General features: G+C 73.8%; 25 protein-coding genes, 1 tRNA gene and 1 pseudogene. 11 read left to right on the forward strand and 16 right to left on the reverse strand.

Features of this window, described 5'->3' with window-relative positions; translation table 11 throughout:
• Positions 1 to 18 precede the first annotated feature (18 nt).
• The 3 genes from AB0D32_RS30800 to AB0D32_RS30810 form a co-directional block, all read right to left on the reverse strand.
• Positions 19 to 1,305: a sigma-70 family RNA polymerase sigma factor gene (locus AB0D32_RS30800; RefSeq protein WP_357097787.1), complete on the reverse strand. Its 1,287-nt coding sequence runs from the start codon at positions 1,303 to 1,305 to the stop codon at positions 19 to 21.
• 3 nt (positions 1,306 to 1,308) lie between these two features.
• Positions 1,309 to 1,701 (reverse strand): YciI family protein, encoded by a 393-nt coding sequence (locus tag AB0D32_RS30805; RefSeq protein WP_357097790.1) that lies wholly within the window; start codon positions 1,699 to 1,701, stop codon positions 1,309 to 1,311.
• A 111-nt stretch (positions 1,702 to 1,812) separates the two neighbouring features.
• Positions 1,813 to 1,950: a hypothetical protein gene (locus tag AB0D32_RS30810; protein WP_357097732.1), complete on the reverse strand. Its 138-nt coding sequence runs from the start codon at positions 1,948 to 1,950 to the stop codon at positions 1,813 to 1,815.
• Positions 1,951 to 2,083: 133 nt separating this feature from the next.
• Between AB0D32_RS30810 and AB0D32_RS30815 the strand changes: the two genes are divergently transcribed.
• The gene (locus AB0D32_RS30815; protein ID WP_357097734.1) at positions 2,084 to 2,935 is read left to right on the forward strand and encodes a phosphotransferase; all 852 of its coding nucleotides are present in this window, start codon (positions 2,084 to 2,086) and stop codon (positions 2,933 to 2,935) included.
• 349 nt (positions 2,936 to 3,284) lie between these two features.
• Positions 3,285 to 4,262: a sporulation protein gene (locus AB0D32_RS30820; RefSeq protein WP_357097736.1), complete on the forward strand. Its 978-nt coding sequence runs from the start codon at positions 3,285 to 3,287 to the stop codon at positions 4,260 to 4,262.
• Between the two features lie 114 nt (positions 4,263 to 4,376).
• Here AB0D32_RS30820 and AB0D32_RS30825 read toward each other — a convergent pair whose 3' ends face one another.
• The gene (locus AB0D32_RS30825; protein WP_357097738.1) at positions 4,377 to 4,751 is read right to left on the reverse strand and encodes a hypothetical protein; all 375 of its coding nucleotides are present in this window, start codon (positions 4,749 to 4,751) and stop codon (positions 4,377 to 4,379) included.
• Between the two features lie 544 nt (positions 4,752 to 5,295).
• Here AB0D32_RS30825 and AB0D32_RS30830 point away from each other — a divergent pair.
• Positions 5,296 to 5,703 (forward strand): hypothetical protein, encoded by a 408-nt coding sequence (locus AB0D32_RS30830; RefSeq protein WP_357097740.1) that lies wholly within the window; start codon positions 5,296 to 5,298, stop codon positions 5,701 to 5,703.
• A 142-nt stretch (positions 5,704 to 5,845) separates the two neighbouring features.
• On the opposite strand, the gene AB0D32_RS30835 is transcribed toward AB0D32_RS30830, so the two are convergent.
• Complete coding sequence (locus tag AB0D32_RS30835) at positions 5,846 to 8,065, reverse strand: ATP-binding domain-containing protein (RefSeq protein ID WP_357097793.1); 2,220 nt, start codon at positions 8,063 to 8,065, stop codon at positions 5,846 to 5,848.
• Between the two features lie 260 nt (positions 8,066 to 8,325).
• Positions 8,326 to 9,435, reverse strand: coding sequence for a sigma-E factor regulatory protein RseB domain-containing protein (locus AB0D32_RS30840; protein WP_357097742.1), 1,110 nt, complete (start codon positions 9,433 to 9,435; stop codon positions 8,326 to 8,328).
• Positions 9,436 to 9,528: 93 nt separating this feature from the next.
• Between AB0D32_RS30840 and AB0D32_RS30845 the strand changes: the two genes are divergently transcribed.
• On the forward strand, positions 9,529 to 10,185 hold the full coding sequence (locus AB0D32_RS30845) for a response regulator transcription factor (protein ID WP_357097744.1): 657 nt from the start codon (positions 9,529 to 9,531) through the stop codon (positions 10,183 to 10,185).
• A gap of 95 nt (positions 10,186 to 10,280) precedes the next feature.
• The gene (locus tag AB0D32_RS30850; protein ID WP_357097796.1) at positions 10,281 to 11,666 is read left to right on the forward strand and encodes an ATP-binding protein; all 1,386 of its coding nucleotides are present in this window, start codon (positions 10,281 to 10,283) and stop codon (positions 11,664 to 11,666) included.
• A gap of 58 nt (positions 11,667 to 11,724) precedes the next feature.
• On the opposite strand, the gene AB0D32_RS30855 is transcribed toward AB0D32_RS30850, so the two are convergent.
• Together AB0D32_RS30855 and AB0D32_RS30860 are read right to left on the reverse strand one after the other, a co-directional pair.
• Positions 11,725 to 13,275: a tetratricopeptide repeat protein gene (locus AB0D32_RS30855; RefSeq protein ID WP_357097747.1), complete on the reverse strand. Its 1,551-nt coding sequence runs from the start codon at positions 13,273 to 13,275 to the stop codon at positions 11,725 to 11,727.
• 57 nt (positions 13,276 to 13,332) lie between these two features.
• On the reverse strand, positions 13,333 to 13,797 hold the full coding sequence (locus AB0D32_RS30860; RefSeq protein WP_357097749.1) for a MarR family transcriptional regulator: 465 nt from the start codon (positions 13,795 to 13,797) through the stop codon (positions 13,333 to 13,335).
• A gap of 46 nt (positions 13,798 to 13,843) precedes the next feature.
• On the opposite strand from AB0D32_RS30860, the gene AB0D32_RS30865 reads away from it, so the two are divergent.
• Positions 13,844 to 14,365, forward strand: coding sequence for a VOC family protein (locus AB0D32_RS30865; protein ID WP_357097751.1), 522 nt, complete (start codon positions 13,844 to 13,846; stop codon positions 14,363 to 14,365).
• Between the two features lie 101 nt (positions 14,366 to 14,466).
• Positions 14,467 to 15,354 (forward strand): hypothetical protein, encoded by an 888-nt coding sequence (locus AB0D32_RS30870; protein ID WP_357097754.1) that lies wholly within the window; start codon positions 14,467 to 14,469, stop codon positions 15,352 to 15,354.
• Between the two features lie 75 nt (positions 15,355 to 15,429).
• Here AB0D32_RS30870 and AB0D32_RS30875 read toward each other — a convergent pair whose 3' ends face one another.
• The gene (locus AB0D32_RS30875; RefSeq protein WP_007075522.1) at positions 15,430 to 15,609 is read right to left on the reverse strand and encodes a DUF4236 domain-containing protein; all 180 of its coding nucleotides are present in this window, start codon (positions 15,607 to 15,609) and stop codon (positions 15,430 to 15,432) included.
• Positions 15,610 to 15,937: 328 nt separating this feature from the next.
• Between AB0D32_RS30875 and AB0D32_RS30880 the strand changes: the two genes are divergently transcribed.
• Entirely contained in the window at positions 15,938 to 16,510 is a 573-nt protein-coding gene (locus tag AB0D32_RS30880; protein WP_357097759.1) for a flavin reductase family protein, read from the forward strand.
• A 45-nt stretch (positions 16,511 to 16,555) separates the two neighbouring features.
• On the opposite strand, the gene AB0D32_RS30885 is transcribed toward AB0D32_RS30880, so the two are convergent.
• Genes AB0D32_RS30885 through AB0D32_RS30895 form a run of 3 tightly spaced genes read right to left on the reverse strand, consistent with a single transcriptional unit; the run spans position 16,556 to position 18,433 of the window.
• Positions 16,556 to 17,068, reverse strand: coding sequence for a GNAT family N-acetyltransferase (locus AB0D32_RS30885; RefSeq protein WP_357097762.1), 513 nt, complete (start codon positions 17,066 to 17,068; stop codon positions 16,556 to 16,558).
• Positions 17,068 to 17,523 carry an Rrf2 family transcriptional regulator gene (locus AB0D32_RS30890; protein WP_357097765.1) on the reverse strand — a complete coding sequence of 152 codons (456 nt, stop codon included), beginning with the start codon at positions 17,521 to 17,523 and terminating at the stop codon, positions 17,068 to 17,070. The genes AB0D32_RS30885 and AB0D32_RS30890 overlap by 1 nt, the downstream gene beginning before the upstream one ends.
• Positions 17,524 to 17,530: 7 nt before the next feature.
• Entirely contained in the window at positions 17,531 to 18,433 is a 903-nt protein-coding gene (locus tag AB0D32_RS30895; RefSeq protein ID WP_357097768.1) for an AraC family transcriptional regulator, read from the reverse strand.
• 531 nt (positions 18,434 to 18,964) lie between these two features.
• Between AB0D32_RS30895 and AB0D32_RS30900 the strand changes: the two genes are divergently transcribed.
• Positions 18,965 to 19,741, forward strand: a complete 777-nt coding sequence (locus tag AB0D32_RS30900) for an SDR family oxidoreductase (RefSeq protein ID WP_357097771.1) — start codon at positions 18,965 to 18,967, stop codon at positions 19,739 to 19,741.
• A 103-nt stretch (positions 19,742 to 19,844) separates the two neighbouring features.
• Here AB0D32_RS30900 and AB0D32_RS30905 read toward each other — a convergent pair whose 3' ends face one another.
• The gene (locus AB0D32_RS30905; RefSeq protein WP_053653619.1) at positions 19,845 to 20,276 is read right to left on the reverse strand and encodes an SsgA family sporulation/cell division regulator; all 432 of its coding nucleotides are present in this window, start codon (positions 20,274 to 20,276) and stop codon (positions 19,845 to 19,847) included.
• A 370-nt stretch (positions 20,277 to 20,646) separates the two neighbouring features.
• Here AB0D32_RS30905 and AB0D32_RS30910 point away from each other — a divergent pair, with 370 nt between their 5' ends.
• On the forward strand, positions 20,647 to 21,126 hold the full coding sequence (locus tag AB0D32_RS30910; protein ID WP_357097774.1) for a TIGR02611 family protein: 480 nt from the start codon (positions 20,647 to 20,649) through the stop codon (positions 21,124 to 21,126).
• Positions 21,127 to 21,206: 80 nt separating this feature from the next.
• Positions 21,207 to 21,281 (forward strand) — tRNA-Val (locus AB0D32_RS30915).
• Positions 21,282 to 21,347: 66 nt separating this feature from the next.
• On the opposite strand, the pseudogene AB0D32_RS30920 reads toward AB0D32_RS30915, so the two are convergent.
• The 3 genes and pseudogenes from AB0D32_RS30920 to AB0D32_RS30930 all read right to left on the reverse strand — a co-directional run.
• Positions 21,348 to 21,482, reverse strand: a pseudogene (locus AB0D32_RS30920) (integrase); the annotation flags it as partial.
• A 126-nt stretch (positions 21,483 to 21,608) separates the two neighbouring features.
• Positions 21,609 to 21,896 (reverse strand): hypothetical protein, encoded by a 288-nt coding sequence (locus AB0D32_RS30925; protein ID WP_357097777.1) that lies wholly within the window; start codon positions 21,894 to 21,896, stop codon positions 21,609 to 21,611.
• A 227-nt stretch (positions 21,897 to 22,123) separates the two neighbouring features.
• On the reverse strand, positions 22,124 to 23,644 hold a 1,521-nt coding region (locus AB0D32_RS30930), incomplete at its 5' end, for a proprotein convertase P-domain-containing protein (protein ID WP_357097780.1).

A 23,644-nucleotide genomic window follows, 5' to 3' on the forward strand; every position in this document is an offset into this window, starting at 1 on the left:
CGGGGCCAGCCGGGTACGTCAGGCCGGCCGGGGTGCGTCGGCCGGCGGAGGGTCGCCAGTTGCCGCGAGGCGGGCGGCGCGCATCGTCAGGTACCGCTGCTCGGGCAGGCTCGTGGTCAGGGCGGCGGCGGTCCGGTACCCGGCCACCGCGCGTTCCCGGTCGCCGGCCATTTCGTGCAGGTGTGCCCGGGCGGCGGGTAGCCGGTGGTGCCCGGCGAGGCGGGGATCGGCGTCCAGCACATCCAGTGCCGCCAGACCGACGGCCGGGCCGTGCACCATGGCGGTCGCCACCGCCCGGTTGAGGGAGACGACGGGGCTGCCGGAGACACGTTCCAGCACCTCGTACAGGGCGAGGATCTGTGGCCAGTCGGTCTGATCGGTGCTGGGCGCCTCGTCGTGCAGGGCGGCGATGGCCGCCTGGAGCTGGTACGGCCCGACCGGCCCGCGCGGCAGCGCCCAGGTGACCAGGGCGACTCCCTCGGCGATCGCCGAGGCGTCCCATCGGCTGCGGTCCTGGTCGGCCAGGGAGATCAGCTCACCCGAGGGGCCGGTGCGTGCGGCGGCACGGGCGTCGGTGAGCAGCATCAGCGCGAGCAGCCCGGCGCCCTCGGCGTCGGCGGGCAGGAGGGCGCGCAGGGCGCGGGCCAGCCGGATCGCCTCCTCCGACAGGTCGACCCGGCGCAGGTCGGGGCCCAGGCTGGCGGTATGCCCCTCGGTGAAGATCAAATAGAGTACGTGCCGCACGGCAGCCAGCCGGGCCTCCCGGTCGGCTGGCTCGGGCATCCGGAACAGGGTGCCCGATGCGCGGATGCGCTGCTTGGCGCGGCTGATCCGCTGGGCCATGGTGGCCTCGGGCACCAGGAATGCGCGGGCTATCTCGGCCGTGGCGAGGCCGCCGACCGCGCGCAGGGTCAGCGCGATGGCCGACGCCGGCGAGAGCGCCGGGTGGCAGCAGAGGAAGAGCAGCGTCAGGGTGTCGTCCCGGTCGGCGGTCAGTTCCTCGTCCGGCGGCGGCGCGCTGCGCCGGTCGTCCGGCTCGCGGCGGGCGACGAGGTCCTCGCGCCGCCGCCGGGCCGTCTCGCCGCGGACCAGTTCGACCATCCGGCGGTACGCGACCTGGATCAGCCAGCCGCGCGGGTTGCCGGGCAGCCCCTCGACCGGCCACTGGGTGGCTGCCGCCAGCAGCGCCTCCTGCACGGCGTCCTCGGCGGTGGCGAAGTCGCCGAACCGGCGGGTGAGCACGCCGAGGACCTGCGGCGCCAGCTCGCGCAGCAGGTCCTCGACGGGCGGTTCGGCGGCGTCCAGTCGTCACATCTCCTGTGGGGGCGCCGACATGACGGGGTGCACCTCGATCGGCATGTTGAGCGGGCGGCCGCCGGGGCCGGGCGCGGTGGAGATGTGCGCGGCGAGCGCGACGGCCCGCTCGGGGCTGTCGCAGTCGACGATCCAGTAGCCCGCCAGGAACTCCTTGGTCTCGGCGAACGGACCCTCGGTGACCACGGGCGCACCACCCGCACCCGCCCGGACGATCTTCGCCTGGGCCGGACCGGCGAGCCCCTGCCCGTCGACCAGTTCGCCGTCGGCGACCAGCTTGGCGTTGACCTCGCCCATGAACCCGATGTGCGCCCGGATCTCCTCGGACGTCCACGTCCCGATCGGGGGGAAGTCCGTGCCGGCGGCGCTGAACTGCATCAGCAACATGTACTTCACGTCTGACTCCTCACGACTACGCGCCATCATCGGCGCTCTCACCCGTTGGTAGAAGCCGGCACTCCGGTTCTCGACATCCGCGCCGGAAGAAATTCCGGAGAATCAGCCGGCGGCGGTGACCTCCAGCAGCGGGGTCTGCTCGGGATCGCCCGGGAGGCCAGGGACGTGCACCGGTGGGCGGGGTGCGCACACATCGGTGTCGTGCAGCAGGTGGATAGAGTGTTCGCGATTCGCGCTCACGAACGGATGCTCGGATGAACCCCTCCACGACATCGGCTCCGCCGGCCTGCGACGGCTGATGATCGGCCCGTCGCAGGCCGGCGATGCCGCCCGCGCGATCGCGTCAGCGGCCCTGGGCCGCGACCCCGGCCCGATGAGCACCGTCGACAGCAGCTCCCACCACGTCTACGTCGGCTCCAACGTCGTCGTGAAGATCATCGACGCAACCGGCCACTCGCGGCTGAACCGGGAGATCGCCCTCGCGCCCCACCTGCCCTCCGGCATCACGGCCCCCCTGCTCGGCAGCGGGCTCCACCAACTCGGGACGGGCGAGGTCCGCTACGCCTGCTACGCCCGGGTGCCGGGGGCGGCTCCCGGCATGGGCCTGCCCGGTGTGGACGCGGCAACGGCGCGACTGTTGGCCGAGGAGGCGGTCCAGCGGCTCCACGTACTGCACGGTTGGACGCCACCGGCCGACGCCGGGCAGACGTTGGGAGAGGAACTCGACCACGGTGGGTTCGTCAGCCAGGCCGCGCTCTTCGCCGAGGTGGAGAGCCTTGCCGCCCTCGACCGGGACGGAATCGTCCCTCGGCGTCTGCTCGATGGTCTGACGGCGATAGCGGAGCGCGCTCCGTCGTACGCACGGGCAGTCGTCCCGGTCCACGCGGACTGTCACTGGGGCAACTGGCTCGCCCGGGATCGGAGCGTGACCGCGCTGCTGGATTTCGAGTGGGCCCGCTTCGGCGATCCGCTCGACGACTGGTTCTTCCTGGCCCGGTTCAGCGGCCCGCACCTGGAGGCCGTTCTCGACGTCGTCGCCCACGCGACCGAGACGTCCCTGAACGCCCTCCGGGCGGAGTGCGAGGTACGCGAGGCGTGCTACCTGGCCGCTGACCTGCGTGTCGCGCTCCAACGTCCCGGCGCCTCGGCACCGGCCGTTGCCGACAACGTCCGTGATCTCGAGGAGCTCATCGTCGAACGCCTCTGGTGGCGCCGAGCCCGGTGACGTCGGTCGCGGCGACCCAGGCAGCAGCGTCGAGCCCTCCATGACACAACCGCCACCCGCCACCCCCCCCGCACGACGTGCGACCCCTGGTGATCAGGGCGCCATGGACGTTATCCGGCCCTTTTAGGGTCCATGGTGTCCTGATCACCGTTGGGTGGGCCGTGTGCGTGTGGCGACCGCGTCGACCGGGGTGGTGGCAGCGCGGCCGGCGGGACAGGCCGGACGGCCTGTGGTGTTGTTTTCGGCACGGCGTGCCCTCACAGGCACTTCACAGCGCCTCCGGATAGTGTCCCGGCTAGTCAGCGACCGGCTCCAGGGTGGAGCACGGTGACATTGCGCGGGAGTTCCGATGGTCTTCAAGAAGATGTTGAGCGCGTTCGGCGTGGGCGGGCCGAGCGTCGACACCGTCCTGACCAACCCGAACACCCGACCCGGCCTGACCCTCGAGGGCCAGGTGAACCTGCTCGGCGGCGACGCGCAGGCCAACATCGAGCAGGTCGTCCTCGGCCTGGTCACCCGGGTCGAGATCGAGGGTCACGACGCGGAGTACGCCGGCGTCATGGAGTTCCACCGGATGCAGGTCAGCGGCCCGCTCCAGCTCGCCCCGAAGCAGCAGCTCGCCATCCCGTTCCAGCTCCCGGTGCCGTGGGAGACCCCGATCACCGACGTCTACGGTCAGCGGCTGCGCGGCATGACAATGGGGCTGCGCACCGAGCTGGCCATCGCCCGGGCGGTGGACAAGGGCGACCTGGACCAGGTCAACGTGCACCCGCTGCCGGTGCACGAGCGGATCCTGGAGGCGTTCCAGCAGCTCGGCTTCCGGTTCAAGCACGCCGACCTGGAGCGCGGCCACATCCGCGGCACGCAGCAGACGCTGCCGTTCTACCAGGAGATCGAGTTCTTCGCCTCGCCGCAGTACGCGAGCACCATCAACGAGGTCGAGCTGACCTTCGTCACCAGCCCGCACGGCGTCGAGGTCATCCTGGAGTGCGACAAGCGCGGCGGGTTCCTCACCCCCGGGCACGACGCCTTCGGCCACTACCGGGTCTCGTACGCCGAGGCCGAGCGGGCGGACTGGGCACAGGTGGTCGACGGCTGGCTGCGGGAGACCACGTCCCGCTACGGCAGCCTGCGCGGTGCGCACGGCTTCGGTGGACAGGGCCACGGCTTCCACGGGCACGGTCACGGTCACGGCCGGGGCGTCGGCATGGGCGGCGTGGTCGCCGGTGCCGCGATGGGTGCCGTCGGCGGCATGATCGTCGGCGACATGATCGGGGATGCCTTCGAGGGCGACTCCGATGAGGACTTCGGCGGTTTCGACGAGTAGGACAGCCGCGAACGACGGTCCCTCGGCGGTGACGTCCGGACGATTCAGTCGACAGCGTGAACAACGGTGGCCTCCGGGACGTATCCCGGAGGCCACCGTCGTGGTGTCGGACGGTCAGCGTCGACGCATGCTGCGCTCGGCACCGGAGCGGCGGGCGCTACCAGCCTTGGCCAGGCCCCGGCTACCCAGGTATCCGACGGTCAGGATGGTGAGGTACCACCATGCCTGGTTCGGGTTGTTGATGTTCAGCCCGTTGGTGGCGGGGCCACGCCAGAACGCGGCGATCACCACGACCGCGACCGCGGCGGCGTAGATCCAGAACTCCGTCGTCAGGAACGACTGCTTGGTCTCCGTCCCCGGCGACGGCATCTGCTCCCGGTGCCCGTCACCCATCGCCGGCATGGGACGGGTGGGGGCCTCCTGCATCGCGCGGTTGGCGTCGTGCGCCGGGCGGTTCATCGGCCTGGTGGAAGCAGCCTGCGTGCTCATCTTGTCCTCCTCAGGATGCGATGAGTCGTACCTGCGTTCCCTCACCCCGCTACCGCGTGTCGGCCACGGCACGGTTCGCGTTCATGGCGGGGACACCCCCCGTCTACCCGAGCCGACGGAGGCAGTAACACCCACGGCGGCCGGAAAATCGGCCGACCTCGGCCCGGCCAGCCGCACGTTCACGCCCCGGGCGGCGCGTCCCGACCTGGCCGGCGCGCCCGACCCGGCGCGCCCGACCCGGCGCGCCCGACCCGGAGCGCCGCCGCCCGACCCACCACCGCCCCCGCACCCGGCACCACGGCGCGGCCCCGGCGTGGGGCGGAGGCCGATACGGCGTGGGTGGCCATAGCTCTCCGGTCCGGCTGGCCCCGGTCCGGCTGGCCCCGGTCCGGCTGGCCTCGGTCCGGCTGGCCCCGGTTCCGCCCGCCTGTGTGGTGTGGCCCGCGCGGGGTACCGGGGCCTGGACCGGCTGGCCGCCGGGGCGGGTTTGTCGGCCCGGCCGTCGGGCACGCAACCGGACCGACACTTCTGCGAGGTGATGGACGTGCGTGAGGACGACATGCGACAGGACGCCGCCCGGCGGGCCGAGGAGCGGATCGCCGGTGGCGTGTACGGCGAGGGCGCCCTGGACGAGGTGACCGTGCCCCGCACCGACGTGCAGCGCGTCATCCAGGACGAGGACCCGGACGACCCGGCCCACGTTCCCGTCGACCCGGAGGTGCTGCGGGACGGCGGACCCACCCGGGGGCAGGGCGCGATCACCACGACGGGTGGCACCGCCGGCCCGGCCAGCGTGCGGCGGTTGGCGCGGCAGCCGGAGCGGCACCCCGGCAGGGTGGCCCCGACCACCACGGGCGACGCCACCACCGGCGGCCTGAGCACCCCGGCGGGCGGCTCCACCAGCGACCAGTCCAGCAGCGCCAGCCAGGTCGGCGACTTCACCAACGAGTGACCCCGTCGCGCCTGGCCGCCCGGTTCGTCCTGCCTCGGGCGGGCGGGCCGGTGGGGGCCGGACCGGGCGCAGGACGGACGGGCGGGCGGGCCGGTGGGGTCAGGCCGGGGCGCAGGACGGGCGGGCCGGCGGGGCGGTGGGGTCAGGCCGGGCGCAGGATGCCCAGGCGTTGGGTGGCGCGGGTCAGGGCGACGTAGAGGTCGCTGCGGCCCCGCGGCGACTCCGCCACGATCCGGTCGGGGTCGACGAGGAGGACCGTGTCGAATTCGAGGCCCTTGGCCTGGCCGACGGTGAGTACCACGACCCGGCTCTCCAGTTCCGGGTCCTCGCCGACGGCCGCCTCGGGCAGGGCGGCGGTGAGCGTGGCGCCCAACTCGTCGACCAGCCCGGCCGGCACGATCACACCGAGCCGGCCGTCGTCCAGGCCGGCCGCCTCCCGGGTGGTGGCGGACACCAGCTCCGCCGTCAGCCGCTCCGGCGCCACCGCGCGGTCCCACGGCGGCACCCCGCTGGAGCGTACGGAGCGGGGTGGGCGTAGCGCCGGGTCGATCTCGGCCAGCACCTCGGCGGCGACCGCCATGATCTCGGCTGGGGTGCGGTAGCTGACGGTCAGCTCCTCCAGCCGCCACCGCTGCGCCACGTACGGCTCCAGCGCGTCGGCCCAGGACGGGGTGCCGGCCAGCGCCCCGGTCTGCGCCACGTCGCCGACGATGGTCATCGAGCGGCTGGGGCAGCGACGCATCAGCAGCCGCCAGGCCATGGGCGACAGCTCCTGTGCCTCGTCGACGATCACGTGCCCGAACGCCCAGCCCCGGTCGGCTGCGGCCCGCTGGGCGGTGGTCAGCCGGTCCGCCTCCTCCTGCCGCTCCAGCAGCCGGTCGGCGTCGAGCAGGTCGGTCACGCCGAGGATCTCACCGCCGTCCGCCTCGTCCTCGACGTCGATGGAGCGGGAGCCCCGGGCGATCTCCAGTACGCCCTCGGCGTACTCCCGTTGCAGGGCCCGGAGCCGGTCGCGGCGGGCTGCGGCGGCCCGCTCGTCCTCGCCGAGCAGCTCGGCCGCCTCGTCCAGCAGCGGCACGTCGGCCGGGGTCCAGCCGCCCGGCTCGCGGTGCAGCAGGGTCCGCTCGGCGTCGGTGAGCATGGGCGCGGCGGCGGCGAGCCGGTCGGGGTCGGCGTACAGGTCGGCGAGCAGGCGTTGCGGGGTGAGCACCGGCCAGAGCCGGTCCAGCACGGCCTGCACCTCGGGCTCCTCGCGCAGTTCGCGGCGGATCTCCGCCACGTCGGCTTCGTCGAGCAGGTTCTCCCCGCCCAGCGGGTCGGCGCCGATCCGCTCGGCGACCTGAGCCGCGAGGGCGTGGACGATCTCGACGTCGAAGAGCACCCGCGCCAGGTTGTGCGGCCGGTCGGCCCGGCGGGCCCGGTCGCGGGCGGCCCGTACGGTCTCCGGGTCGAGCCGCAGCACCTCCTGCTGCGGCAGCTCGATCTCCAGCGGCCCGTCGGGTACCCACTGCCGGTCCCGGACGGCGGCGGCCAGCACGTCGACCATGACCGCCTGGCCCTTGAGCGCGGCGGTCGCGGCGGGTTCGGCGCGGCGGGCGCTGACGCCGGGGAAGAGGTCGCCCTGGGTACGCAGCAGCACGCCCGTTTCCGCCAGCGCCGGGAGCACCAGGGAGATGTAGCGCAGGAACGTGGCGTTCGGGCCGACCATGAGCACGCCCCGGGTGGAGAGCTGCTCCCGGTGGGTGTAGAGCAGGTACGCCGCGCGGTGCAGGGCGACCGCGGTCTTGCCGGTGCCGGGGCCGCCCTGCACCACCAGCACGCCCGGCAGGTCGGCACGGATGATCCGGTCCTGCTCGGCCTGGATGGTCTCGACGATGTCGCGCATCCGGCCGGTACGGCCGGCGTTGAGCGCGGCGAGCAGCGACGCCTCGCCGGTCAGCTCCTCGTGTGCGGTGGGGGAGGCGGTGGCCAGGTCCAGCACCTCGTCGTTGAGCGCGATCACCTTGCGTTCCCGGGTCCGCAGGTGCCGGCGGCGGCGTACCCCCTGTGGGTTGGCCGCGGTGGCGAGGTAGAAGGCGCGGGCCGCCGGGGCACGCCAGTCCATCAGCAGCGGGTCGTAGTCGCCGGCGGTGTCGAAGATCCCGATCCGGCCGATGTAGTGGGGGCCGCCGTCGTCGGTGTCGAGCCGGCCGAAGCAGAGGCCGCTCTCGACGGCGGAGAACTGCTCGACCTGGTCGGCGTACATCCGCACCGCGCTGTCGCGTTGGGAACGGGCCTGGAGGGTGCCGCCGGTCGCCCGCAGCTCGTCGGTCAACCGGTGGGCGGCCTGCTCACGCAGTTCGTCCAGCCGGCGGTAGAGCATCGAGACGTATTCCTGTTCGCTGCCGATCTCGTCATCGGGCTGCAATTCGGCGGAATCGGCGGAATGCCTTGACAAGCCGTCTCCCAATTGGTTAGTATCTTCCTCAAGAACGGCTGTCGACAGCCGTTCTTTTTTATTGCCTGAACTGAGAAAGATACCGCGCGCCGGCCGTCTCCACCAAGCGCGCCGGGCCACGCCACAGGACGTCCCACAAAGACAGCGGGGGCCCGCCGTGGCGGGCCCCCGGAACCGTCGGCTCGTCAGCCCTTGGCCACCTCGTAGAGCCGCTCCGGCGTCACCGCGCCGACGATCAACCGGCCGTCGTCGGTGAGCAGCGCGCTGAACAGCTTTCCGGTCAACAGCCGGCCGCTGCCCCAGTCGCCGCTGACCTTCGGCAGCGCGCCGAGCAGCGCCGCCGGGTCGGCGACCGAACCGCTCCCGGGGCGGCCGGGGGCGGCCCCGGCCTGGTCGGCGGGCGCGCCGGCGCCGTCGAGCCGCGCGACCACCACCGTGGCCCAGCTCTCGCCGACGGCACGCACGTCAGGCCGCTCGGCGGGCTGCTTCCCGGGCGCGCGGGCGGGCCGCTTCCCGGCGGTCTCCTCGGTCACCTTCACCCCGGGCGGCGGGTTGAAGGCGAACTGGTCGGCGTCGGGCCGGGCGTACGACACCTGGGTGAAGGCCATCTCGAAGGCCGGCTTGTCGCTGCCGTCGGCGAAGACCTCGAAGCGCAGCGGCACGTGCTCGCGCGCGTCGATGGCGATGCGCACCTGGTGCACCAGCGAGGCGGCGTCGCGCGGGGCGAGCACCAGCTCGTACGCGTCCCGACCGGCGACCGTGGCGGAGCGGCCGACGCTCACCTCGGTGCTCGGGTCGATCGCCGCCAGGGCCCGGTCGGCCGCCTCCCCGGGGGTGACCGGCAGCTCCGGTGCGTCGGCGCCGGCGGTGTGCTCGGGCAGGGTGCGGTGGGTGGCGGTGTTGGCGCGGCTGTCCCAGACCCACACGTCCCGGCCGTTGCGGATCACGTCCCGCTCGCCGAGCGTGTCCATCAGGGCGATGCGCTGCCGGTCGGGCCCGGAGTGCCAGACCCGCAGCGTGTGCGTGCCGGTCAGCAGACCGGCCAGGCCGTCGCCGCCGATCAGGCCGGCCAGCGGCGGCAGGCCCAGGTCGGCGCGCTGCACGACCGTGCCGGAGAGCCCTTCCAGCCGGGAGGTCTGCAGGTCGACCAGGAGCTGGGCGGCGGTACGCGGCGGCAGGCTCGGCTCGGCCTGGGCGGCGAACGTGCCGAGCGCGGCGCCGCCGCCGATGACGGTCACGACGGCGGTCACCGGGACCAGCCACCGCAGGACGGGACGGCTCTTGAGAGCGGACATGTGACACCTCCTGCCGGACATCCTGCCCGGTCGACCCTGTGAGGGCGCTGAGGACGACGGTACGACCGCCCGCACGGGTGGCACCCTTGACCCGTGCGGTTGCTGGTGGTGGAAGACGAGTCGCGGTTGGCGTCCGCGCTGCAACGGGGTCTGCAGGCCGAGGGCTTCGCGGTGGACGTGGCGGCGACCGGCCCGGACGGGCTCGACGCGGCCCGCTACGGCGGCTACGACGCGATGATCCTCGATGTGATGCTGCCCGGCCTCTCCGGCTACGAGCTGGTCCGCCGGCTGCGCGCCGAGGAGCACTGGCTCCCGGTGCTCATGCTCTCGGCCAAGGACGGCGAGTACGACCAGGCCGACGGGCTGGACTGCGGGGCCGACGACTACCTGACCAAGCCCTTCTCGTACGTCGTGCTGCTGGCCCGGCTGCGGGCCCTGCTGCGCCGGGGCGCCCCCGAACGCCCCACGGTGCTCGCGGTCGGCGACCTGCGGCTCGACCCGGCCCGGCGGCGGGTGACCCGGGCCGACGCCGAGGTCGCGTTGACCAGCCGCGAGTTCGCGCTGCTGGACTACCTGATGCGGCGTCCCGGCGAGGTGGTCTCCAAGACCGAGCTGCTGGACCACGTCTGGGACGCCAGCGTCGAGACGGCGCCCAACGCGGTCGAGGTCTACGTCGGGTACCTGCGGCGCAAGATCGGCCGGGAGCGCCTGGAGACGGTCCGGGGCGCCGGCTACCGGCTCGCCCCGTGACCACGGACGAAGGAAGGGCTCCTTCCTATCGCCCAGGCGATAGGAAGGAGCCCTTCCTTGCCCGCAGGGGCGGGCTCGGGTTGCGCGGGCGGCTGATGGCGGTCGGGGTGCTCGGCGTCTCAGGAGGGCTGGCCGTCGGTGGGCTCGTCCTGCTCGCCGTGCTGGGCTGGGCGCTGCAACGCGCCGTGGACACCGAGGCGTTCCGCACCGCCGACGCGGTCACGCTCCTCGCCGCCGAGGAGGCGCTGCCCGACCCGCTGCCGGTGGCCGGGGGACAGGTCCGGGTTCAGGTGATCGACGCCGCGGGGAGGGTGCGGGCCGCCTCGATCGACGCCGACCGGTTGGTGCCGATGGTGTCGCCGGAACGGATCGACGTGGGCGCGCGGCAGCGGCTGACGGTGTCGGGGGAGCGGGTCGGCCTGGCCGGGCCGGTCCGGGTGGTGGCCGTACCGGCGGGAACCTCCGCCGACCCGCTCACCGTCCTGGTGGCCCGGTCGCTGGCGGACGTGCGGCACAGCGCGTACGTCGTCCGGACCATCCTGCTGGTGAGCTTCCCGATGCTGGTGGCGGTGCTCGCCGCCGTGGCCTGGCGGGTGGTCGGGGCGACCCTGCGTCCGGTGGAAACGCTGCGCCGGGGCGCCGAGGAGATCACCGGGCGGGACGGGGGCGGGCGGCTGCCCGTACCGGCGTCGCAGGACGAGATCCACCGGTTGGCGGTCACGCTCAACGGGATGCTGGGTCGGCTGGAGTCCGCCCGGGACCGGCAACGGGCGTTCGTCGCCGACGCGGCGCACGAGCTGCGCAGCCCGCTGACGAACATCCGTACCGAGCTGGAGGTGGCCCGGCGGCTGGCCGACCGAACGGACTGGACGGCGGTGTCGGCGAACCTGCTGGCCGACACCGAGCGGCTCGGCCGGCTCGTCGACGATCTGCTGCTGCTGGCCAGGCTCGACGAGGGGCCGCCGGTGCGGGCCACCGGGCCGGTCGAGCTGGGGGCCCTGCTGGCGGCGGTGGCGGCCCGGTACCCGTCGCCGCCGGTGCGCCTCGACGCGCCGACGGCACCGTTGTGGACCGAGGGCGACCCCGACGAGCTGCGGCGGATCCTGACCAATCTGGTCGACAACGCGGTCCGGCACGCTCGCGGCGAGGTGGTGCTGGCCGCCGGGCCGCCCGCCGGCCCCGGGGAGGGCGACGGCGGTGCTGCCGGCGCGGGGGCGTACCACCTGGTGACGGTGACCGACGACGGGCCGGGGATCGCGGCCGGGGACCGGGAGCGGGTCTTCGGCCGGTTCACCCGGCTGGACGACGCCCGGGCCCGGGACGACGGCGGCGCCGGCCTCGGCCTGGCCATCGTGCGCGAGCTGGTCCGCCGGGCCGGCGGCGGCATCGACCTGACCGACGCCCACCCCGGCCGGGCCGGCGGTCCGGGGCTGCGGGTACGACTGCTGCTGCCGGCCCTGCCCGACCCGGAGCGGCCCTGACCGGCACGGCGATGCCCGGGGCCACAGCGGCCCGGCCTGCGGGACCCGTGCCGGCCTGTCAGCCGCGGCGGGTGCAGACCTCCTGCGCGCGGGCGATCGTGTCGGTCGACCACACGACCGCGACGGTGAAGCAGTAGTCGGTGCTGCGGTTCAGGCCGTAGACGACGAAGGCGGTGGTGCCGGCGGGCAGGTTGGCGAAGGCCGTCTGCGCCTGGCCGGCCCGGCCGCCCGAGATGACCACCGGGCCCTCCCCGCCGGCCGGGTACGTCCAGCGCAGTGCCACGTTGTCCCGGTTGTCGCGCAGCGTCACCGAGCCCGGCGGGCTGCCGGGGGAGGCCACTGCCCCGTTCGTCGGGCCGGCGGCGGGCGGGGTGACCGTGCCGGCCGGGGTGGAGGCCGGTGCCCCGCTCGCGGCCGGGGGCGCCGGGTCGGCGTCACCGTCCACCCCGGCCACTCCGGCGATCACCGCCGCCGTGCCCAGCAGCACCACCGCGATGCCACCGACGAGGAGCGGCAGCCGCCGGTTGTCGCGCCGGAACGGGGCGCGGTGCACCGGCACCGGCAGCAGCCGCGACGGCGGGTAGGGCTCCTCGGGCGCGTCGTGCTGGCGCACCCGGTGCACCCCGTCGGCCTCGCCGGTGCCGCCGCCGGCCAGGGGGACGACCGCCGGTGGCACCGCGCTGTCGGCCGGCTCGTCCTCGGCGGGGGCCTCCGGGGGCCACCAGCCGGGCGGCGGGTCCTCCGCCGGCTGTCGGGGCGTCGGCACCTGCTGGGGCGGCCCGGCGTACGGGTCCGGCTCCGCCGGGCGGTAGCCCGGCTGCGAGGGGTGCTGCGCCGTCGACGGCCCGTCGCCCGGGGGCGGGGTACGCGCGGACGGCACGATCGGGCCGTCCCGGCCGACGGGGGCGGTGTCGGCGCAGACGTGCTCCGGGTTGGCCGCCGCCCGGGCCAGTGCCGCCACCTGCACCGCCAGCGGGTCGTCGGCCGGCAGGTGTTGTCGGCACAGCTCCCTGGCGAGCGCCAGGTTGTCGTGCGCCTCGGCGAACTGCCCGCAGTCGCGCTGCATCGCCCCGAGCCGGGCGAGCATCTTGACGCCGCTGGGGTGCCCGTCGCCGTAGACCTCGCGGTGCAGCTCCCAGGCGTCCTGCAACCGGTCGCGGGCCGTCTGGCACTGGCCGCGCGCGTACTCCACGGTGGCCAGGTCGGCGTGGGCGGCGAGCACCCGTAGCGACTCGGGACCGTCCAGCGCGGTCAGCTCGATGATCACTTCCTGGTAGAGCCGGGCGGCACGGGACCAGCTGCCGACCCGGTGCAGCACGGCCGCGAGGGTGGCCGCGGCGGCCACTGTGCGCTGGTCGCAGCGCCCGTGCAACCGGCTCGTGGCCGCGTACGCGAACGCGGCCCAGGCCCGGGCGGAGTGCGGCTCGCCGAGGGCGACCAGCACCCGGGCCTGGAGGCTGGCGGCCTCGGCCAGCTCGGGTGTGGCGTTGGCCGGACGTGGGTCGGCGTCGGTCAGCGCGTCGGCGAGCAGCCGTTGGGCGCCGGCGAGGTCGCCGGAGGACACCAGGTGGTGCGCCTGGTCAGTCAGTTCACCGAAGCCGGAAGGCACGCCCCATCGTGCTCATCCGACGACGGTATGTACAAGACCCGAACCGGAGTGGATTGGTCAGGAACTGGTCAGGTGCGCGGCGAGTGTCTCGCTGATCCGGCGCAACTGGTCCACCTGGGCGGGGCTCAAGGCGTCGAACAGGTGCCGGCGTACCCCCTCGACGTGGCCGGGCGCCGCGGCGGCGAGGGTGGCGAATCCCTCGTCGGTCAGGACCGCGATCTGTCCCCGCCGGTCGGTGGGGCAGTCCTCGCGGCGGACCCAGCCGGCCGCCTCCAGCCGGGCCACGGCGTGCGAGAGCCGGCTGCGCGAGGAGCCGCTCGCCTCGGCCAGGTCGCTCATCCGCAGCCGCCGCTGCGGGGCCTCGGAGAGCCGGACCAGGATCTCGTAGTAGGCGTGCGGCATCCCGGCGTCGCGTTGCAGCTCCCGGTCCAGCGACTCCATCAGCGCCCGGGAGGCGGTCAGGTACGCGCGCCAGGTGCGCTGCTCGTCGGGATCCAGCCAGCGGGTCATGAGGTCCAGCATACGGCATGTAGTTGAACGTTCAACAAAATCGCGCTAGCGTCGGGGCATGGGAATCCACCGCCTCAACCACGCCGTGCTCTACGTCAGTGACCTCGACCGCAGCGTCGCCTTCTACCGCGACGTGCTCGGCTTCCGGCCGATCCCGATGACCCCGGACGGCTTCCGGGGCGCCGCCTTCCTCCAGGCGCCCGGCTCCACCAACGACCACGACCTGGGCCTGTTCGAGGTCGGTGCGGACGCCGGCCGCTCCACCGCCGGCCGCGGCACCGTCGGGCTCTACCACCTGGCCTGGGAGGTCGACACCCTCGACGAGCTGGAGGCCACCGCGCAGCGGCTCGCCGCCGCCGGCGCCCTGGTCGGCGCGTCCGACCACGGCACCACCAAGAGCCTCTACGGCCAGGACCCGGACGGGCTGGAGTTCGAGATCGTCTGGCTGGTGCCCGCCGACCGGCTCGACGACGCCGCCCTGGCCGCGCGCAAGCGGATCGGCCGGCTCGACCTGGACGCCGAGCGGCGGCGCTACGGCGGCCAGACCCGCGGCGGGGTGGGCATCTCCGTCCCGGCATGACCAGCCAGGCGCCGCGCCCGCACCCGACCCGGGGTTCCGCGACGCCCGGTCCGGCCGGGGGAGCCGGCCCGGCCGGACCGGGCGTGCGGTAGAACGGCAGCATGCCGACCGACGCCGTCCTGCGCGAGCTGCTCGTCCGACACCTGGAGACCTGGCTGCCGGGGGCGCTGCACCGCGCCCGCCGGGCCACCCTCGCCCTGGCGTACGCGGGCGGCGACGCCGGCTGCGCGGAGGCCGCGCTGCGGGTGGTCGCCGGACACGCCGACCGGCTGCGGGGCCGCCAGCTCACCGTGCTGGTGCTCGCCGACGGCACCGAGGAACTGCCCGCGCGGCTCGGCGCCGTGGAGGCGGAGCTGCCGGCCAGCGTCGCCGTGCACCTCGTGCCGGGCGGCCCGGCCCGGCTGCCGGTGGCGGTGAAGGCAGCGGGTGCGGCCGGCGCGCCCCTGCTGTCCGTCGTGGACGCCGCCGCCGACCCCGCGGTGCTGACCGCCGCGGCGGCCGGCAAGCCGGCGGACGTGCTGCTCGCCCCCGCTCCCGGCGCGACCGCGCGCGCCGCCCTCGCCGACGCCGGGTTCCCGCTGACGACCGAGGTGGAGGTGGTGCCCGCCGATGGCGCCCCCGCGCGGCTGTTCGCCTTCGCGACCGGGTCGGACAAGAGCCTGGAGGCGTTCAAGGAGGCGCTCTGGGCGGTCGGGGAAGCCGTCGGCGGGCGCTACCGGGACCCGGCCGGAGGGCTGCTCGACGTCGTCGGTGCCCCCGAGCCCGGCCCGCTGCGCCGCGAGTTCCTGGCCGAGCTGGCGCGCTCCGGCCCGCGTACGGTCACCGAACTGCGCCGTCACGCCCTCACCGCGACCGCCTACCGGTCCTCCGACGCCGTCCGGGCGCTGACCGGGCTGCTCGACGCGGGGGAGGCGGCCCGTGACCCGGAACACGGCCGGCTCGGCGGCGACGTGGTCATCTCCGCCCGGGACACCGGACCGGCCGCCTGATCCGGCGGCGCCGCCCGGCGCAGACGCCGAGCGGGGTGCCGGTGAAGCACCGGCACCCCGCTCGACCTCGGGACATCACGCCCGGGACTTGTCCTGCTTCCAGGACAGCGGACCCGGCAGGTCGACCCGGTGCGCCTTGGCCCGGGAGTTCCAGGACCAACGACCGATCTTGATGCTCCAGGACGAGAAGCCGTTCTCGGTGAAGTTCAGGATGATCGGGCCGTACTTCTTGCGCTTGCGGAACATCAGACCCATCGTCGTGCTCCCTTCGATTCCCTTCCCTGCCCTGTCGAACCCGAACATGCCCGGATCGCCGAATCGCGAAACCCCCGGCACGTCCGACATGGACGGTGCCGGCGACCGGGGAGATCCCTCAGAACAGGGCGCGCGTCACCCGCCGGCACAGGGGCCCACCTCGACACCGGCCGCCGCCGGTCCCGCTCTCGACAGGGGGCATTGACCGGGGGCACGGCCGCCGGCAGCATAGGGCGATGACGCAGCGGGACGATCTTCACCACACCGCTCGTGTGCCCGTCCACGAGGTGCTGCCGCGCACCACCGGCGCCCACCCGGTCCCGGTGCCGTGACCACCGGGCAGTGGTCCCAGTCGGGGGCCGCCGACCTGCTGCCGGTGGACCGGGACCTGTTCCGGGCGCTGCTGCGCCGGCAGGCCGCCACCGTCACCGTGGTCACCACCGTCGCCCCGGGCACCGGCGGGCCGACCCACCCTGACGGCTCCGGCGAGCGCGTCCGGGCCGGCTTCACCGCCACGTCGTTCACGTCGCTCTCGCTGGATCCGCCGCTCGTCTCGTTCTGCCTCGGGACCGCCGCGTCGAGCTGGCCCGTGTTCGCCCGGGCCGAGCATGTCGCCGTGCACCTGCTCGGCGCGCACCAGCGGGAGGCCGCCCGGATCTTCGCCACCGGCGGGATCGACCGGTTCGCCGCGTACCCGGACTGGGCGCCGGGGCCGTTCGACGTGCCGCTGTTGACCGGGGTGCTGGCCCGGCTGCTCTGCCGGGTCGCGCACCGGGTGCCGGTCGGCGACCACACCCTCTTCGTGGCCGAGCCGCTCGCGCTCGAGGGCGGCGAGGACGGGGACCCGCTGCTCCACCACCGGGGCGGCTACACCACGACAGGCCCGCCGGCGCGATCGTGACGCGCCCGCGCGATCGGGCCCGCGAGGAAGTCGGGGCGGGCGGGGTCAGGCGGTGGTGCGGTCGACGACGAGCACGCGGGTGACGCTGCCGTCCTCCTCGGCGATGTCACGCTCGTGCACGAAACCGAGCTTGCCCAGCAGGGCCAGCGAGGCGTGGTTGGCCTCGGCGACCGTCGCGTACACCCGGGGCAGGCCGAGGGTGTCGAAGCCGTGGCGCACCAGGGCCCGGGCCAGTTCGGTGCCGAGGCCGGCGCCCCAGGCCGGCTTCGCCAGCGCGTAGATGATCTCGTGGCCGTCGACCTGGTCCGTCCGCTTGACCTCGGCGTGCCCGACGTGGCGGCCGTCCCGGCGCACCGCCCACACGTCGAAGAGGTCGTCCGCGTACACCTTCGTGAACACCCGCCCGAAGAGGGCACCGGCCTCGTCGGCGGTCAGCGGCCCGTCGCCCATGAACCGGCCCACCTCCGGGTCGGTGAGCAGGGCGATGAAGTCCTCGGCGTCGTCCGGCCGGTAGGGCTCCAGCAGCAGGCGGCCCGTGTGCAGGGTGGGGGTGGGCATCAGCGCGGCTCCCAGGCGTCGGGCAGCGCGGTCAGCCTCTTGACGTGGGCGGGCAGCCGGCCACTGACGATCTCCGCGAGGCTCACCTCGTCGACCACCCGCCGCACGGCGGCCCGCACCGCCACCCAGAGGCCGGGCAGGTTCTCCGCCGCGCCCTCGTAGCGGGTCTCCTCCGGGCGCAGCCCGCGGACCCCGGCCAGCGGGCCCTCCACCGCGCGCAGCACCGCGCCGACGGTCACCTCGCGCGGCGGCCGGGCCAGCGTGTAGCCGCCCTCGGCGCCGCGCTGCGCCCGGACGACGCCGGCTCGCCGCAGGTCGGCCAGGACGGCCTCCAGGAACTTGCGCGGCATGTCCTGCTCCGCGGCGATGGCCTGGGTGGACATCAGTCGGGGGTACGCGGTGGCGAGGCTCAGGGCCGCCCGGACCGCGTAGTCGCCGCGCGCGGAGATCTGCACCCCGACATCATGCCCCGCGTGGGCGGCCGACGGCGTCGGCGGGCGGGCGCGGCCGGACGACCGGCGGGGGTAACGGCTGCTCACGGGCCGCGCGGAACCCGCCCGGGCTCACCCCCACCTCGCGGGTGAAGAAGCGGCCGAAGTTCGTCGGCTCGGAGAAGCCGAGCCTCCGGCCGATCCGGGCGATCGGCTCGTCGGTGGCGGCCAACAGCCGGCTCGCCTGTAGGGCCACCCGCTCGTCGACCACCTGCTTGGCGCTGCGCCCCGTCACCGCCAGGCAGGCCCGGGTGAGCGTACGCACCGAGCAGCCCAGCCGGACGGCGTAGTCCTCGACCCGGCGGGTGTGCTGGTAGCCGCGTTCGACCTCGCGGCAGAGCCGGTGGAAGGTGGCAGTCTCCGCCCGGGTTGCCGCCTGGGCGGGCTCGGGCAGCAGCGACAGCCGCAACAGCAGCACGGCGAGCTGGTGACGCAGCAGGCCACGCGCGGCGGCCACTCCCCGGTGCCGCTGGCAGTCCACCACCAGCTGGCTCACCTCGGTGATGACCGCGTCCTCGTCCTCGCCGGCGAGCTGGACCCGGGCCGGGACGGCGTCCGGGTCGACGTCGAGCCCGCGTAGTGCCCCGGCGTCCCAGCGCACCACGGTCGCGTCGAACTGCGCGCCGACGCAGCGCAGCACCTGGCCGGCGCGCACCCGCAGCAGCGTGCCGGGCCGGCAGGGTAGGGCGCGGAAGTCCAGCTCGGCGGTGCCGTGTCCGCCCGTGGTCAGCACGAGCAGGTCCCTGTCCAGCAGCACCGGACGCTGCCAGCGCGGGTCGGAGGCGAGGTCACCGAGGGTGACCGTGTCGATCTCGGCGGAGGCGGTCGCCGCGGTACCGGGCGGAGCGGGGGAGAGCTGACCGGAAGAGACCATCGCCTGCGACGGTAGCCCGGCCCGACGATCAACGCATCCCGAGGCGCCGCGGACCCGACTGGCTGAGCCCCCGTGGTGGCCGTCGTGCCTCTGGCCGGCCCACGACCCGGCCGGCCCTCCCCCCGAGGCCCCGTCCCCGGCTGGGCACCCCCCCGAGGCCCCGTCCCCGGCTGGGCACCCCCCCCCGAGGCCCCGCCCCGGCTGGGCACCCTCCCCCGAGGCCCGGCTCCGCCCCCGGCTGGCGCCAGAGCCCGGGTGACGACGTGTCCCCGGCCCCGGCCCTACGGCACCCGTGATCCTTTGACGTTTGACCGGTGCCGCGAGCCCTCGCGCACCGGCAGAACGTCAAAGGATCACGCAGACACACCGCCGCGAGGCGGGCGGCTGGCGGGGCGGCGGGTTGTCGGGGCTCGTGGGGCGGGCTACGTTACCGAGCGGTATCGCCGTCCGGCGCGGCGTCGGCCGGCACCGCCTCCGAGCCGATCGGGTCGCCCGCCGCCCCGGCGGGCTCGACTCGCGATGGGATGGGGCATGACGGATCTGTTCTCGGTCGAAGGCAAGACGGTCCTGGTCACCGGCGGCTCGCGGGGGATCGGCCTGATGATCGCCCAGGGCTTCGTCCGGGCCGGCGCGCGCGTGATCATCTCGTCCCGCAAGGCGGACGTGTGCGAGGCCGTGGCCAGGGAACTCTCCGCCGAGGGGCGCTGCGAGGCCATCCCCGCCGACCTCGGCGACGACGCCGGCGCCGAGGGCCTGGCCGCCGCCGTCCGGGAGCGCGTCGACCACCTCGACGTGCTGGTCAACAACGCGGGCGCGACCTGGGGCGCGCCGCTGGAGTCGTACCCGGCGGGCGCGTTCGACAAGCTCTGGGCGGTCAACGTCAAGGCCGTCTTCCGGCTCACCACCGCACTGCTGCCCGCGCTGCGCGCGTCAGCCAGCGCCGACGACCCGGCCCGCGTGATCAACATCGGCTCCGTCGACGGCATCCGGGTGCCGGCGATGGAGGTGTACGCGTACTCGGCGACCAAGGCCGCCGTGCACATGCTCACCCGCAGCCTGGCCCACCAGCTCGCCGGTGAGCAGATCACCGTCAACGCGATCGCGCCGGGGCCGTTCGAGAGCAAGATGATGGCGTTCGCGCTGGACGACCCCGCGTCCCGGGCCGCCATCGAGGGGCAGGTGCCCCTGGGCCGGATCGGCCGGCCGGAGGACATGGCCGGCACCGCGATCTACCTGTCGTCGCGCGCCGGGGCGTACCTCACCGGCGCGGTGATCCCGGTCGACGGCGGCATCACCACCCACGGCTGAGCGCGGCGTGGGGCGGGAGACGGTGCGCGTACGTCATGGTGGGCCGAAGCCGCGCGGACTCGGCAGATCCGCGCGGCTCCGGGCGGCCGGTGTGGCCGGTGGTTCAGCGACCGGCGAGCAGCCGGGTCACCGCGGTGTCGACGTCCAGGTGCTCGGCCTCGCGGCCACGCGGGACGACGACGTAGGTGCGCCGCAGGAAGCGCACCAGGACGCTGCGCGGCACCTCGAAGAGAGCGTTGCCGTCGGGCGACGACAGCGCCAGCGCGACGAAGTCCCCGCGCGGGGTGGCCCAGGGCCAGACCCGCACGTCGCCGATGCCGGCCGGCTCGTCGAGGCCGGTGACCAGCAGCTCCCGGGCGAACGACCAGCTGACCGCCTCGCCGCCAGCGGATTCGGCGTGGAACAGGACATGGACCGCATACGGATCAGCAGGGTCGTAACGCAGACTGGCACGCACCGGCAAGGCGGTGGCGTCAGGTGCGACGAGCCTTAGCGACGTCTCGACCTCTACGGTCGTCGGTCGGATGACACTCATGGACGATCTCCCCCCGGCACCGCTGCGGAACGCGCGTGTCCCGCTTTTCCCATACTCAGGTGCTACTCCTGGCTACGCTCCGCCATACGCTGACTTCACCCAGTGGTGGGAAGGGGGTCGGAAAGGCCGCGTGAATGTGAAGATTCATGTAGGATTTCCGGTTCTGCCCAGTGCGTGATCCCGCCCGGCATCGGGTGGTTCAGTCGTCGACTTACTCCGGTAACGTCCAGTCGTCTGTTCCAGTGACGGGCGCGAGCCACACTGGGAGAGGAAATGGCCACGAAACGATCCTCATTGGATCCGATGGCAGCACCGGGCCCCGCCGAAAGTCGCGGCCCGGGCGGCCGAAAGGCGGGGGTACGGGGTGCCGATGGAGCAGCACGACCGGACTGGCCGGCCCGCGTCCGAGGGGGGTGGCGCCGGCGGCACGGCGCTGGCCGAACGGCGGCAGCGACCGCGCTGGCGGCAGCGGCTGAGCACCACCCTCGACCTGATCCGGGCCAACCCGACGGGGCGCGTCACCCTCAAGGTCATGGTCGCCATCGCCGGCGCCCTCGTCGTCACCATCGGTGTCGCCCTCATCCCGCTGCCCGGGCCGGGTTGGTTGCTGGTGATCGCCGGCCTCGGCATCTGGGCCGTCGAGTTCCACTGGGCCCGCCGGCTGCTCGGCTTCACCCGCCGGCACGTGCACAACTGGACGCAGTGGGTGAAGGAGCGTTCACTCGCCGTACGCTGCCTGCTCGGCTCCGTCGGCCTGGTCTTCGTCGGCTCGGTGGTCTGGCTGTCGCTGAAGTACAGCTTCGGCATCGACGTGGTCGCCGAGGCGCTGCACTACCTGGCGACGCACTGACCCGTCCGGTCTGCCGTGGCGACGCGCGGACCCCGGATTTCCGGTCCGGTCCCTCGATCAGGTAGAGTCAGCGGCGCTGAGGGCGATTAGCTCAGTGGGAGAGCGCTTCGTTCACACCGAAGAGGTCGCTGGTTCGATACCAGCATCGCCCACCACAAAGAGGGCCAGGTCACATCGATGACCCGGCCCTCTTTCCGTGTCCGAGTGACCAGCTGGGTTGCCTACGGGCGCGGCGGCCCGAAGATCTCATCCGTAACCCGTGCGCCGCCGAGGGGAACGGGTCGCAATTGATGCCGGTAGACCTTCTCGGTAACCGTCGTGCCGGCGTGCCCGCGGAGATCCGCGATCTCTTCGAGGCCCGAGCCGGGTGGGGGAACGGGCGCAGTGCCACTTCGGCGTAGACGCAGCGAAGCCCCCGCCCGGTTGGAGCCGAGCGGGGGCTTCACTGCGCGGGAGCTACTGGGAGATCCCTGGTCGGGTGATCAGCGGGTGCAGATCAGTGGTGACTGCACCCGGTAGAAGCCCGGCATCAGCTGCGTCGTGACGTACTGGCCATGCCCGCACTGCGTGGCCGTGTTGAATCCGTCCGCGCTGGCGAGGGAGACCGCATTGTGCTGGGCGAGAAACAGCGCCGTGGAGTGGCTGGTGCTCATTCCGGTGCCCCAGAAGGTCTTGGTTTCGCCGGCGAATGCCGGTCCGGAGAGCAGGATGGACGCGGACACCGCCCCAGCCATGGCTGTGGCTGCGACGATCCGACGAAGTGCAGGCATGTGGGCTCCATGACGTTCGATTCGAAGCTCGATCTTGACACAGACAAGTATGTATATCAAGTGCGACAGGCAGTGGCCCCGCCCCACCACGTCCCACCTGTCGGCCGTCACCGCCGACACCGGCCAACGGGCCCGCGCCAGCCGCGTTGCGTTGTGCGTCAGGCTGACGACCCGCGGCCCCTTCCGCCGATCGGCGGAAGGGGCCGCAGGTCGCCGTGCCGACGTGACTAGAGGGTCAGCGTCCAGCTGTCGATGTACCCGGTATCGCCGCTGGCGGCGTCCTGCACCCGCAGGGTCCAGGTGCCGTTGCGGACCTCGTTGGAGAGGTTGACGGTGTAGGTCTGGTTGATGTTGTCGGTCGTGCCGCCGGTCCGGTTGTGCAGCGCGTAGGTGCTGCCGTCCGGGGCGACCAGGGTGACCACCAGGTCACCGATGTAGGTGTGCACGATCTGCACCGCCACCGTGCTGGTGGGCGAGGCGTTGCCGGTGCAGCCGCTGACCGGGATCGTGCTGTTCACCGTGGCGTTGTCGCTGATCGTCACGTTGGTGGCGTTGCTGCCGCCGCAGGACGGGGGTGCGGAGCCGGTGAGGTTGAGCGTCCAGGTGTTCAGGTAGCCGGTGTCCCCACTGGCCGCGTCCTGGACGCGCAGCTTCCAGGTGCCGTTGGCGACCTCCCCGGCCAGGTTGACGGTGTAGGTCTGGTTGATGTTGTCGGTCGAGCCGCCGGTCCGGTTGTGCAGCGCGTAGGTGCTGCCGTCCGGGGCGACCAGGGTGACCACCAGGTCACCGATGTAGGTGTGCACGATGCCCACCGCGACGGTGCTGGCCGTACCGGCGTTACCGGTGCAGCCGGAGATGGTGATCGGGCTCTCCACCGTGGCGTTGTCGGCGATGGTCACGTCGGTACCGTTGGTCTGCGAGCAACCGGGCGGCCCGTTGACGGTCAGGTTGTAGGTGGCCGTACGGGTCACCGCCGCGCCGGCCCCGTTGACGGTCACCGAGTAGGTGCCCGCCGGGGTGCTGGCCGAGGTGCTGATCGTCAGGGTGGCGGAGCCACCGGAGGTCACCGAGGCCGGGCTGAACGACGCGGTCGCACCGGTCGGCAGGCCCGTGGCGGAGAACGTCACGGTCTGCGCGCTGCCGTTGGTGATGGCGGTGGCCACCGTCGCGGTGAGCGAACCGCCCGGGTTCACCGAGCCGGCGGCTGGCGAGACGGAGACCGAGAAGTCGTTGCCGACCGGGCAGGCCGTGTCGCTACCGGCCACGTTCACCGCGGTCCAGGCCGCCTGGACGGCCTTGTACTGGGTGCTGCAGATGCCGTGGAGATCGGTTGCGGCCTGCAGGGTGTAGGCCCGCGCGGTGTTCGCCGGGTTGCTGGTGTTCACGTACGAGGTGTTGGAGGTGAAGTAGACGTCCAGCGCCCGGAACCAGATCTTCTCGGCCGTGGCCCGGCCGATGCCGGTCATCGCGGGAGCGGAGCCGCAGATCGGCGAGGTGCCGTACGGGGTGGCCCCGGTGCCCTCGGCGAGGTTGAAGAAGAAGTGGTTGGCCACGCCGGAGGAGTAGTGCACGTCGACGTTCCTGGTGCTGGTGGACCAGCAGGAGTGCGACGAGCCGTCCAGCGTCGGGTTGTACATGTAGCGCAGTGGGGTGCCGTCACCGTTGATGTTGATCTTCTCGCCGACCTGGTAGTCGCCCGGGTCGGCAGGGCTGTTGGCGTAGAACTCGACCATGTTGCCGAAGATGTC

The sequence above is a fragment of the Micromonospora sp. NPDC048170 genome (genome assembly GCF_040652795.1).
GTDB lineage: Bacteria > Actinomycetota > Actinomycetes > Mycobacteriales > Micromonosporaceae > Micromonospora.

Excerpts from the sequence above, each read along its gene's own strand:
- AB0D32_RS30905 (WP_053653619.1), bottom strand. The coding sequence starts at position 20,276 with ATGAGTGTCATCCGACCGACGACCGTAGAGGTCGAGACGTCGCTAAGG.
- AB0D32_RS30820 (WP_357097736.1), top strand. The coding sequence starts at position 3,285 with ATGGTCTTCAAGAAGATGTTGAGCGCGTTCGGCGTGGGCGGGCCGAGC.
- AB0D32_RS30885 (WP_357097762.1), bottom strand. The coding sequence starts at position 17,068 with ATGCCCACCCCCACCCTGCACACGGGCCGCCTGCTGCTGGAGCCCTAC.
- AB0D32_RS30895 (WP_357097768.1), bottom strand. The coding sequence starts at position 18,433 with ATGGTCTCTTCCGGTCAGCTCTCCCCCGCTCCGCCCGGTACCGCGGCG.
- AB0D32_RS30900 (WP_357097771.1), top strand. The coding sequence starts at position 18,965 with ATGACGGATCTGTTCTCGGTCGAAGGCAAGACGGTCCTGGTCACCGGC.
- AB0D32_RS30860 (WP_357097749.1), bottom strand. The coding sequence starts at position 13,797 with ATGCTGGACCTCATGACCCGCTGGCTGGATCCCGACGAGCAGCGCACC.
- AB0D32_RS30875 (WP_007075522.1), bottom strand. The coding sequence starts at position 15,609 with ATGGGTCTGATGTTCCGCAAGCGCAAGAAGTACGGCCCGATCATCCTG.
- AB0D32_RS30910 (WP_357097774.1), top strand. The coding sequence starts at position 20,647 with ATGGAGCAGCACGACCGGACTGGCCGGCCCGCGTCCGAGGGGGGTGGC.
- AB0D32_RS30840 (WP_357097742.1), bottom strand. The coding sequence starts at position 9,435 with ATGTCCGCTCTCAAGAGCCGTCCCGTCCTGCGGTGGCTGGTCCCGGTG.
- AB0D32_RS30870 (WP_357097754.1), top strand. The coding sequence starts at position 14,467 with ATGCCGACCGACGCCGTCCTGCGCGAGCTGCTCGTCCGACACCTGGAG.
- AB0D32_RS30865 (WP_357097751.1), top strand. The coding sequence starts at position 13,844 with ATGGGAATCCACCGCCTCAACCACGCCGTGCTCTACGTCAGTGACCTC.
- AB0D32_RS30815 (WP_357097734.1), top strand. The coding sequence starts at position 2,084 with ATGAGCACCGTCGACAGCAGCTCCCACCACGTCTACGTCGGCTCCAAC.
- AB0D32_RS30925 (WP_357097777.1), bottom strand. The coding sequence starts at position 21,896 with ATGCCTGCACTTCGTCGGATCGTCGCAGCCACAGCCATGGCTGGGGCG.
- AB0D32_RS30835 (WP_357097793.1), bottom strand. The coding sequence starts at position 8,065 with ATGCTCTACCGCCGGCTGGACGAACTGCGTGAGCAGGCCGCCCACCGG.
- AB0D32_RS30825 (WP_357097738.1), bottom strand. The coding sequence starts at position 4,751 with ATGAGCACGCAGGCTGCTTCCACCAGGCCGATGAACCGCCCGGCGCAC.
- AB0D32_RS30805 (WP_357097790.1), bottom strand. The coding sequence starts at position 1,701 with ATGTTGCTGATGCAGTTCAGCGCCGCCGGCACGGACTTCCCCCCGATC.
- AB0D32_RS30850 (WP_357097796.1), top strand. The coding sequence starts at position 10,281 with ATGGCGGTCGGGGTGCTCGGCGTCTCAGGAGGGCTGGCCGTCGGTGGG.